The 8,109-nt window shown below is 73.2% G+C and carries 9 protein-coding genes and 1 pseudogene; 6 read left to right on the forward strand and 4 right to left on the reverse strand.

Features of this window, described 5'->3' with window-relative positions; translation table 11 throughout:
• The first annotated feature begins 25 nt into the window (after window positions 1-25).
• Window positions 26-343: a hypothetical protein gene (locus ND748_RS19810; RefSeq protein WP_374215982.1), complete on the forward strand. Its 318-nt coding sequence runs from the start codon at window positions 26-28 to the stop codon at window positions 341-343.
• 42 nt (window positions 344-385) lie between these two features.
• Here the strand turns inward: ND748_RS19810 and ND748_RS19815 are convergent, their stop codons facing one another.
• Window positions 386-1,102 carry a sugar-binding protein gene (locus ND748_RS19815; protein ID WP_251747498.1) on the reverse strand — a complete coding sequence of 239 codons (717 nt, stop codon included), beginning with the start codon at window positions 1,100-1,102 and terminating at the stop codon, window positions 386-388.
• A 74-nt stretch (window positions 1,103-1,176) separates the two neighbouring features.
• Entirely contained in the window at window positions 1,177-2,526 is a 1,350-nt protein-coding gene (gene ccrA, locus ND748_RS19820) for a crotonyl-CoA carboxylase/reductase (RefSeq protein ID WP_251747499.1), read from the reverse strand.
• Between the two features lie 342 nt (window positions 2,527-2,868).
• Here ccrA and ND748_RS19825 point away from each other — a divergent pair, with 342 nt between their 5' ends.
• The 5 genes from ND748_RS19825 (at window position 2,869) to ND748_RS19845 (ending at window position 7,506) form a co-directional block, all read left to right on the forward strand.
• Entirely contained in the window at window positions 2,869-3,426 is a 558-nt protein-coding gene (locus ND748_RS19825; protein ID WP_044886710.1) for a SigE family RNA polymerase sigma factor, read from the forward strand.
• Window positions 3,423-4,418, forward strand: coding sequence for a VCBS repeat-containing protein (locus ND748_RS19830; RefSeq protein ID WP_251747500.1), 996 nt, complete (start codon window positions 3,423-3,425; stop codon window positions 4,416-4,418). The genes ND748_RS19825 and ND748_RS19830 overlap by 4 nt, the downstream gene beginning before the upstream one ends.
• Before the next feature lie 240 nt (window positions 4,419-4,658).
• Window positions 4,659-5,846 carry an acetyl-CoA C-acetyltransferase gene (locus ND748_RS19835; protein ID WP_251747501.1) on the forward strand — a complete coding sequence of 396 codons (1,188 nt, stop codon included), beginning with the start codon at window positions 4,659-4,661 and terminating at the stop codon, window positions 5,844-5,846.
• Complete coding sequence (meaB, locus tag ND748_RS19840; RefSeq protein ID WP_251747502.1) at window positions 5,843-6,916, forward strand: methylmalonyl Co-A mutase-associated GTPase MeaB; 1,074 nt, start codon at window positions 5,843-5,845, stop codon at window positions 6,914-6,916. The genes ND748_RS19835 and meaB overlap by 4 nt, the downstream gene beginning before the upstream one ends.
• Before the next feature lie 137 nt (window positions 6,917-7,053).
• Window positions 7,054-7,506, forward strand: coding sequence for a cupin domain-containing protein (locus ND748_RS19845; RefSeq protein ID WP_251747503.1), 453 nt, complete (start codon window positions 7,054-7,056; stop codon window positions 7,504-7,506).
• An 11-nt stretch (window positions 7,507-7,517) separates the two neighbouring features.
• On the opposite strand, the gene ND748_RS19850 is transcribed toward ND748_RS19845, so the two are convergent.
• Together ND748_RS19850 and ND748_RS34700 are read right to left on the reverse strand one after the other, a co-directional pair.
• Window positions 7,518-7,889, reverse strand: coding sequence for a response regulator (locus ND748_RS19850; protein ID WP_251747504.1), 372 nt, complete (start codon window positions 7,887-7,889; stop codon window positions 7,518-7,520).
• 122 nt (window positions 7,890-8,011) lie between these two features.
• Window positions 8,012-8,062: pseudogene (locus tag ND748_RS34700) on the reverse strand (hypothetical protein); the annotation flags it as partial.
• Window positions 8,063-8,109 lie beyond the last annotated feature (47 nt).

The raw sequence follows: 8,109 nt of genomic DNA on the forward strand, positions 1-8,109 counted from the left end.
CCTGGGAACCGGGCAGACGGGGTCGGTGACGCGTCGGGCGCGCCGCCGTCCCGCCCGGGGGCAGAACGCTCGCGGGCAGAACGCTCGCGGGCGCCCGGCCGGGGCGTGGCTGCCCGATCCGGTGGTGGTGCTGCGCGACGGGGAGTGGGTGGTCCGCCCGGTCACCGGGGCGGCGACGGCGAAGGTCTACCGGTGCCCCGGGTGTGACCACGAGATCAACCCGGGCACCGCCCACCTGGTCGTCTGGCCGCCGGAGCGCGTCGAGGACCGGCGGCACTGGCATCGGCCGTGCTGGGATCGCCGCTGCCGGGCGGCGCGCCTACCGTCGCAGGGCGCCGGCTGAAGGCGCGCCCGCCCGAATCGGCCTCGGGGGTCAGTCGCGGGTTCAGGCGCTGCGCATGCTCGCGGGCGCGGGCAGCGCCGTCGTCTCCGCGCCGATCGCCTTGCGCTCCTCGATCGGCGCCGCCTCGATCGAGGCGATCGAGGCGCTGGCGGCGGTGAGCTTGTCGCGCAGGGCGCCAAGCTGGGCCGTCACCTGCTCGCGCAGGGCGGCGAGCTGGGTCGTGACCTGCTCGCGCTGACGTTCCAGATCGGCCAGTCGGCGCTTCGACTCGTCCTCGGCCGCCGCCGCGGTGGACCGGGCGCTCTCGACGATCCGCTCGGCCTCGGCGCGGGCCGTCGAGACGATCGAGGCGGCATGCTCGTCGGCCTCCCGCAGCGTCTTCTCCCGGGCGGCCTCGGCCTCGGTGACGATCCGGCGGGCCTCCTCGAGCTGGGCGTCGGCCTCGCGGGTCCGCTCGGCGCGGACGGTGGCCGCCTCCTCCTCCGCGAGCTGGAGGATCTGGGTGACTCGGCCGCCGAACTCCTCCCAGGCGGGTCGGTTCGCGGCCAGGTCGTCGCGCACGCGAGCTGCCTCGGTCGCCGCCTCCGAGGCGGCGGCCTCGGCCGCGGCCCGGTGCGCCTCGGCCTCGCGGAGCTGCTCGACGAGCCAGTTCACGTGGTGGGTGACCTGATTGGGGTCGTAGCCACGGCGGACCAGATCGAAGGCTGGGGGCCCGTCGGTCTCGCCGGCCATCGGGATGAGATCCGTGTGTTCGGTCATAGGACCCCAGCATCTCAGACCGTCAATGTGTACGTGACGCCAGCCGGGCATCGGGCCCGTCGCGATTTCCTCGGCTACACGCCACGGAACCGGTTGATTGCGGTCAGGTGGCGGGCGCGGAACTCCTCGTTGCGGATACCCAGCCCGTCGGTGGGTGCCAGGCAGAGCACGCCGACCTTGCCCTGGTGAGCGTTGCGGTGCACGTCATGGGTGGCCTGCCCCGTCTCGATGAGCGGGTACACCCGGGAGAGGGTGGGATGGATCATGCCCCGGGAGATGAGCCGATTGGCCTCCCAGGCCTCCCGGTAGTTGGCGAAGTGGGAGCCGACGACACGCTTCAGGTTCATCCACAGATATCGGTTGTCGTACTCGTGCAGGAAGCCACTGGTGGAGGCGCAGGTTGCGATAGTGCCGCCACGGCGGGTCACGAAGACGGATGCGCCGAAGGTCTCTCGCCCGGGGTGTTCGAGCACGATGTCCGGGTCGTCGCCGCCGGTGAGTTCGCGTATGCGCCGGCCGAGCCGTTGCCATTCCCGCGGATTCTGCGTGCGTTCGTCGCTCCAGAACCGGTAGTCCTCCGCCGCCCGATCGATGACGAGCTCGGCCCCGAGGGATCGACAGATCTCCGCCTTCGCCGGCGACGACACGACGCAGACCGGGATCGCCCCGCCGCGCAGTGCGAGCTGGGTGGCGTAGGACCCCAGTCCCCCGGACGCCCCCCAGACCAGGACGACGTCGCCCTGCTTCATCCGGGCACCGTTGGCGGAGACGAGCTGACGGTAGGCGGTGGAGTTGACCAGCCCCGGCGCGGCCGCCTCCTCCCAGGTGAGATGGCCCGGTTTGGGCATGAGCTGGTTCGCCTTGACGAGAGCCAGCTCGGCCAGCCCACCGAAGTTCGTCTCGAAACCCCAGATTCGTTGCTCCGGATCCAGCATCGTGTCGTTGTGACCGTCGGCGCGTTCCAACTCGACCGACAGGCAGTGGGCCACGACCTCGTCCCCGGGGGACCAGACGTGTACGCCGGCTCCTGTCCTCAGCACGACTCCGGCCAGATCGGAACCCACGACGTGGTAAGGCTGGTCATGGCGGGAAGCGAGGGGAGATGTCCGCCCGTAGCGTTCGAGGAAGCCGAACGTGGACATCGGTTCGAAGATCGACGTCCACACTGTGTTGTAGTTCACCGAGGAGGCCATGACCGCCACGAGGGCCTCGCCGGGACCCACCTCGGGCGTGGGCACCTCGTCGACGTGCAGGGAGCGGCGCGGGTCCTTGTCCTGGGACGGGACGCCGTCGAACATCCCGGTCTCGTCGCGGCGCACGACCACGCCGCGGTAGAACTCCGGGACCGCGAACGCGGCGAACTCCGCTCGCCGGTCGGGGGACGGTGGCGTCTGGGCGAGGATCGCTTCGAGGATGTCCTTCACGATCGGCCTCCGGCGGTGCGTGATCGAGGGCGTGTGGCGGGCGGCACAGGCAGTCGGGCGAGTGGCCCGGGCAGTCGGACGAGTGGCACAGGCAGGTGGATGGGCGGCACAGGCAGTCGGACGAGCGGCCCGGGCAGGTGGACGGGTCGCACAGGCAGTTGACCGGGCGGCACAGGTAGTCGGCTGGGTGGCACACGACGTCGACAGGGCGGCAGAGATAACCGATGGGTACGGAGACGGGGTCGCGGGATGTGGGGGCTGTCTGTTTGGTGCGCGACGCGATAGAACTTTCGGGACAACTTCGAGTGCTCGGTCCGCGTCCAACGTGGTGTGACCGCGCCCATGACAGTCGTGGAGGGGTGGCGGCCCGTGCCTGCGCGGAGCGACGCCGCCCGTAGCGACGTCGCGCGGGACGCGGACGCCGCCCTGACCGCCCTTTACTCCGAGCATTACCGGTCGTTGGTGCGTCTTGCCGCGTTGCTGCTGGATGACGTGGGTCTGTGCGAAGAGGTCGTCCAGGACGCCTACATCCGCGTCCACGGGGCCTGGGGACGCCTCCAGGACCGGGACAAGGCCCTGGCCTACCTTCGGCAGACCGTCGTCAATCTCGCACGTTCCACGCTGCGTCGTCGACTCGTCGCTCTCAAGCATGCCCCCAAGCCCATGCCCGATGCCGCCAGCGCCGAGGAGGGGGCCTACTCTCTCGTCGAGCGAGCCGCCGTTATCCAGGCACTGCGAGAGCTGCCGCGGCGCCAGCGGGAGGCGGTCGTCCTGCGCTACTACGCCGACATGTCCGAGGCGGACGCGGCGGCGGTGATGGGCTGCAGCGTCGGCTCCGTCAAGGCCTACACCTCTCGAGGGCTGTCGGCCTTGAGCGGCAAGCTGGAGGGCCTACGGTGAGCGCGTTGGAACCGGACGAGCTCACTCGGCTGCTGACCGAGGCGATCGAGCCCATCCGGCCATCCCCGGACGCCTACCGGCAGATCCGCGCCGGCATCGCCCGTCGGCGCCGCTGGCGCATCCCCGTGTTCACCCTCGGCGGGATGGTCATGGCGGCGCTCATCGGGCTGGCGGTGGTGGCCATCCGGCCGAGCCCGTCGAGCCAGGTCGTCGAGCCGGCCGCGCCGCCGGTCCAGCCGAGCACAGCCAGCGAGCCGAGCCGGGCGGCGACCGTGCCGTCGCTGGGCGGCGGGGGGCACTCCAGTTCCGGCGGCACCCACGGGTCGACCCCGGGTTCGGCCACCCGCCCGCCGACGAGCCCGCTGCCGACCCGGCCGACCCAGTCGGTGTCCTCGCCGCCGGCGACCCCCACCAGCACGCAGTCGTCCACACCGGTGAGCACGACCGGCCCGGGCAGCCCGCAGTTGCCCACCCCGGTGGCGAAGCCGGCCGGGGTGAACGACATCGACGGCGACGGCCAGCCCGACACGGTCGCCGTGGACGGTACGAATCTGCGCGTCCGGTTCTCCCGAGACGGCCAGCAGGCCAGGGTTCCCCTCGCCAGCATCGTCACCCCGCTGAACAGCGCGGTCGTCGACATCGACGGTGACGGCTTCGGCGAGCTGCTGGTGCAGACCCAGGTCGCCAACGGGACGAAGAGCTACGCCCTGCTGCGCTATGTCAGCCTCGACGAGCTGGTCGCGGTCACGCCGCCGAGCGGCCTGGCTCTCGGCGCCGGCGTCCACGGCAACTCCGGACTCGGCCTGCGTTGCGCCGACAGGACCCTGCAGATCAGCACCGGCACCTCGACCGACGGAACCCAGTTCAGCGTCGTCACCACGACGCTGGGGTTCACTCCCGACGGCCTGACCGTCCAGGACACCGCCACCAGCACGGTGCGGCTGCCGGCGGATCCCTCCCCCTTCGTGGTGGCCTGCGGCGCGCTGTCCTGACCGGGGCCGGGCGGCGGGATCCCGCCGCCCGGCCGCCGCGGGGCGGGACCGGCCGCTCATGGCGTGCGCCGCCGGGCCGGGCACCAGAGTCAAGATCACGTTATCGTGGTGTTGCAGGTGCCCGTGGGGTGAGCGCACCGGCCGTACCGACGTGACCGCGGTCCCAGGGGTACGTCCGGAGCCGACTCGCGGGAGGACGTCGGCGAGGATCTTCCCACCAGAGTGATTGAGGAGGCAGCCATGCCTGGTTCCGTGATCGTGGCCGGCGCGCGGACACCGATCGGGAAGCTGTCCGGGGCGCTGAAGAGCTTCACCGCGACCGATCTGGGCGGCATCGCGATCAAGGGTGCACTGGAGCGGGCCGGGCTGTCCGGCGACGCGATCCAGTACGTCATCATGGGGCACGTGATCCAGGCCGGCACCGGCCCGATCACCGCCCGGCAGGCGGCCGTCGCCGCCGGCATCCCGATGACGGTGCCCGCGGTCACGATCAACAAGGTGTGCCTGTCCGGCCTCGACGCGATTGCCCTCGCCGACACCTACATCGCCAGCGGCGAGTACGACCTGGTCGTCGCCGGTGGGATGGAGTCCATGACCGGGGCGCCGCACCTGCTGCGCTCGATGCGCGCCGGGGTGAAGTACGGCGCGGCCGAGGCGCTCGACGCCATCGACCAGGACGCCCTGTTCTGCGCCTTCGACCAGATCTCCATGGGCGCGAGTACCGAGCGTTACAACGGCTCGCTGAACATCTCCCGCGCCGAGCAGGACACCTTCGCCGCCCGGTCGCACCAGCGGGCCGCCGCCGCCGCCAAGAACGGCCTGTTCGACAACGAGATCGTCCCCGTCTCGGTGCCGCAGCGTCGCGGCGAGCCGCTCGTCGTCAGCCAGGACGAGGGCGTCCGGGCCGACACCTCCGCCGAGGCGCTCGGCAAGCTGCGTCCGGCGTTCGGCAAGGACGGCACCATCACCGCCGGGTCCGCGTCGCAGATCTCCGACGGGGCGGCCGCGGTCATCGTGGCCAGCCGGGCCAAGGCCGAGGAGCTGGGCCTGCCGATCCTCGCCGAGGTCGGCCACCACGGCTTCGTCGCCGGCCCCGACACCTCGCTGCAGTCCCAGCCGTCCAACGCCATCCTCGCCGCGCTGGCCAAGGAGCGGCTCACCCCCGCCGACCTCGACCTCGTCGAGATCAACGAGGCGTTCGCCGCGGTCTCCATCCAGTCCATGCGCGACCTCGGGATCAGCTCCGACATCGTCAACGTCAACGGCGGGGCGATCGCCATCGGCCATCCGCTCGGCGCGTCCGGCGCCCGCATCGCCCTGACCCTGCTCAACGAGCTGGCCCGGCGCGGCGGCGGGATCGGCGCGGCCGGCCTGTGCGGCGGCGGCGGCCAGGGTGACGCCCTGATCCTGCGCGTCCCGGCGGCGTGACCATCGGCTCCGCCGCGGGGGTCGGTCGCGCGCGGGGTCTGCCCGACCCTGCTCGCGGTCCGGTCACGGCGGAGCTGGCCGGGGCGGAGCTGGCCGGAGCGGATGTGGCCGGGGCGGATGTGGCTGCGGCGCAGCTGGTCGCGGCGGCCGTCGGCGGTGATCGGCGGGCGCTCGCGCGGCTGCTTTCCGCGGTGGAGAACACCCCTCGGTGGTGGCCCGAGATCGGCGCGGCGCTGGCCGGGCATGTCGGCGGCGCGCAGACAGTGGGCCTGACCGGCGCCCCGGGGGTCGGCAAGTCGACGACCGTCACCGCGCTGGTGCGGGCCTATCGCCGCGCCGGGCGCCGGGTGGGGGTGCTCGCGGTCGACCCGTCCTCGCCGTACTCCGGCGGCGCGCTGCTCGGCGACCGGGTCCGGATGACCGAACACGCCGGTGATCCCGGGGTGTTCATCCGCTCCCTGGCCAGCCGTGGGCGCCTCGGTGGGCTGGCGGCCGCGGCCGCGCAGGCCCTGCGGGTCCTCGACGCGGCCGGGTTCGACGTCGTCATCGTCGAGACCGTCGGCGTCGGCCAGGCGGAGATCGACATCGCCGCGCTCGCGGACACGACCTGCGTCCTGCTCGCGCCCGGCGCGGGCGACGACGTGCAGGCGGTCAAGGCCGGCCTGTTGGAGGTCGCGGATGTGCTCGTCGTCAACAAGGCGGACCGGCCGGGCGCGGCCCGCACCGTCGCCGACCTGACCGCGATGACCCGGATGCGCGCCGACGCCCGACGGCCGGCGGTGGTCCGCGTCGCCGCGACCCTGGGCGAGGGCATCGACGAACTCGTCGAACGCATCGCCGCGCACCGGCAGGATCTCGCCGCGACCGGTGAGCTCGACCGTCGCCGGCTGGCTCGCGCCGCCGACGAGATCCGCGGGCTGGCGCTGACCGCGTTGCAGGACCGCCTGGCGGCCCCGCCGCACGACGCGCGCCTGGCGGAGCTCGCCGGTCAGGTCCTCGCCGGTGTGGCCGACCCCTGGACGGCCGCAGAACGCCTTCTCGAGGACATCGCGGCGCAGCCGGCTCACTGACGGTCCGGCCGACCGGCACGTTCCCGCACCCGCACCCGCACCCACCACGGCGCGCCGCGTTCCGCCACGGCGCGCCGCGTTCCGCCACGGTGCTGCGTCCCGCCACGGTGCGGCGAGTTGTGGGGGAGGATCTGCCGATGAGCCGCCTCGACGACCCGACGACGTCCGCCGACGAGCTGATCGACGCCCTCGGCCTCGAACCTCACCCGGAGGGCGGCTGGTACCGCCAGACCTGGGCCAGCCCCGATCTCGTCACGGCGCACGGCGGACAGCGGCCCGCGATGACCTCCATCCTGTTCCTGCTGCGCCCGGGTGAGGTGTCCCGGTGGCATCGGGTGGCCTCGGCCGAGATCTGGCTCTGGCAGGGTGGTGGCGCCCTTGAGCTCACCCTCGGCGGAACGGATCGCCGGCCCTCGCCGGGCCGCACAGAACTGCTCGGGTCGGCGGCGGCGGCCGGCGAGGTGCCGCAGATCGTCGTCCCGGCAGGGCAGTGGCAGACGGCCGCGCCCCGCGACGGGCGGCACGTTCTCGTCGGCTGCGTCGTCGCGCCCGGCTTCGACTGGGCCGACTTCGAACTCCTCGCCGACTAGCTGGGAGCGGGTCAGCGGGGAGCGGTCATCGCGGCGGTGAGGGCGGTCGCGGCGGCAATGAGACTCGCCGGGTCCAGCGGGAGGGCGAGGATGTCGACCGCCCCGGCCCGGCGCAGCATGGTGCGCTCGCGGGGGTCGGTGTCCTCGGTCAGGACGAACGCCGGAATGGCGGCCGTGGTGGGGTCCGCCGCGAGTTGAGCGAGTAGTTCGGGCGCGGTCGCGTCGGGCAGGTCGCGGTCGAGCAGGATGAACGCCGGCCGCGCGCGGCGCACCGCGTCGAGAGCGAGGGCCGCCCGCGGCACGGTGACCGGATCGGCAGCGAGGCTTTCGGTAAGCATGTCCGTGACGGCCGCCCGCACGGCCGGATCGCCGCTGACGTGCACGACCCGCAGTCCGTCGGGAGCCGCCCGCCGCCCGGCCCCGCCGGCCCCGCGCCCCCCCCCCCCTCGACCGTCGTCGCGGGCAGGCTGTGCACGATGTCCGCCAGCAGCCGACCGGGCACCAGCACCCGGCCCGGCTCCTCGACCGCCGCCGCCACCGGCGCCCGCACGGCCACCTCGGTGTCGAAGGCGCAGACGAGCAGGTCGGCGCCCGGCTGCGGGC

Origin of the sequence: Frankia sp. AiPs1, from assembly GCF_023716945.1 — a bacterium.
Lineage (GTDB): Bacteria > Actinomycetota > Actinomycetes > Frankiales > Frankiaceae > Frankia.

Coding starts and splice junctions, on each gene's coding strand:
- ND748_RS19815 (WP_251747498.1), bottom strand. CDS start 1,102: ATGACCGAACACACGGATCTCATCCCGATGGCCGGCGAGACCGACGGG.
- ND748_RS19825 (WP_044886710.1), top strand. CDS start 2,869: ATGACAGTCGTGGAGGGGTGGCGGCCCGTGCCTGCGCGGAGCGACGCC.
- ND748_RS19835 (WP_251747501.1), top strand. CDS start 4,659: ATGCCTGGTTCCGTGATCGTGGCCGGCGCGCGGACACCGATCGGGAAG.
- ND748_RS19845 (WP_251747503.1), top strand. CDS start 7,054: ATGAGCCGCCTCGACGACCCGACGACGTCCGCCGACGAGCTGATCGAC.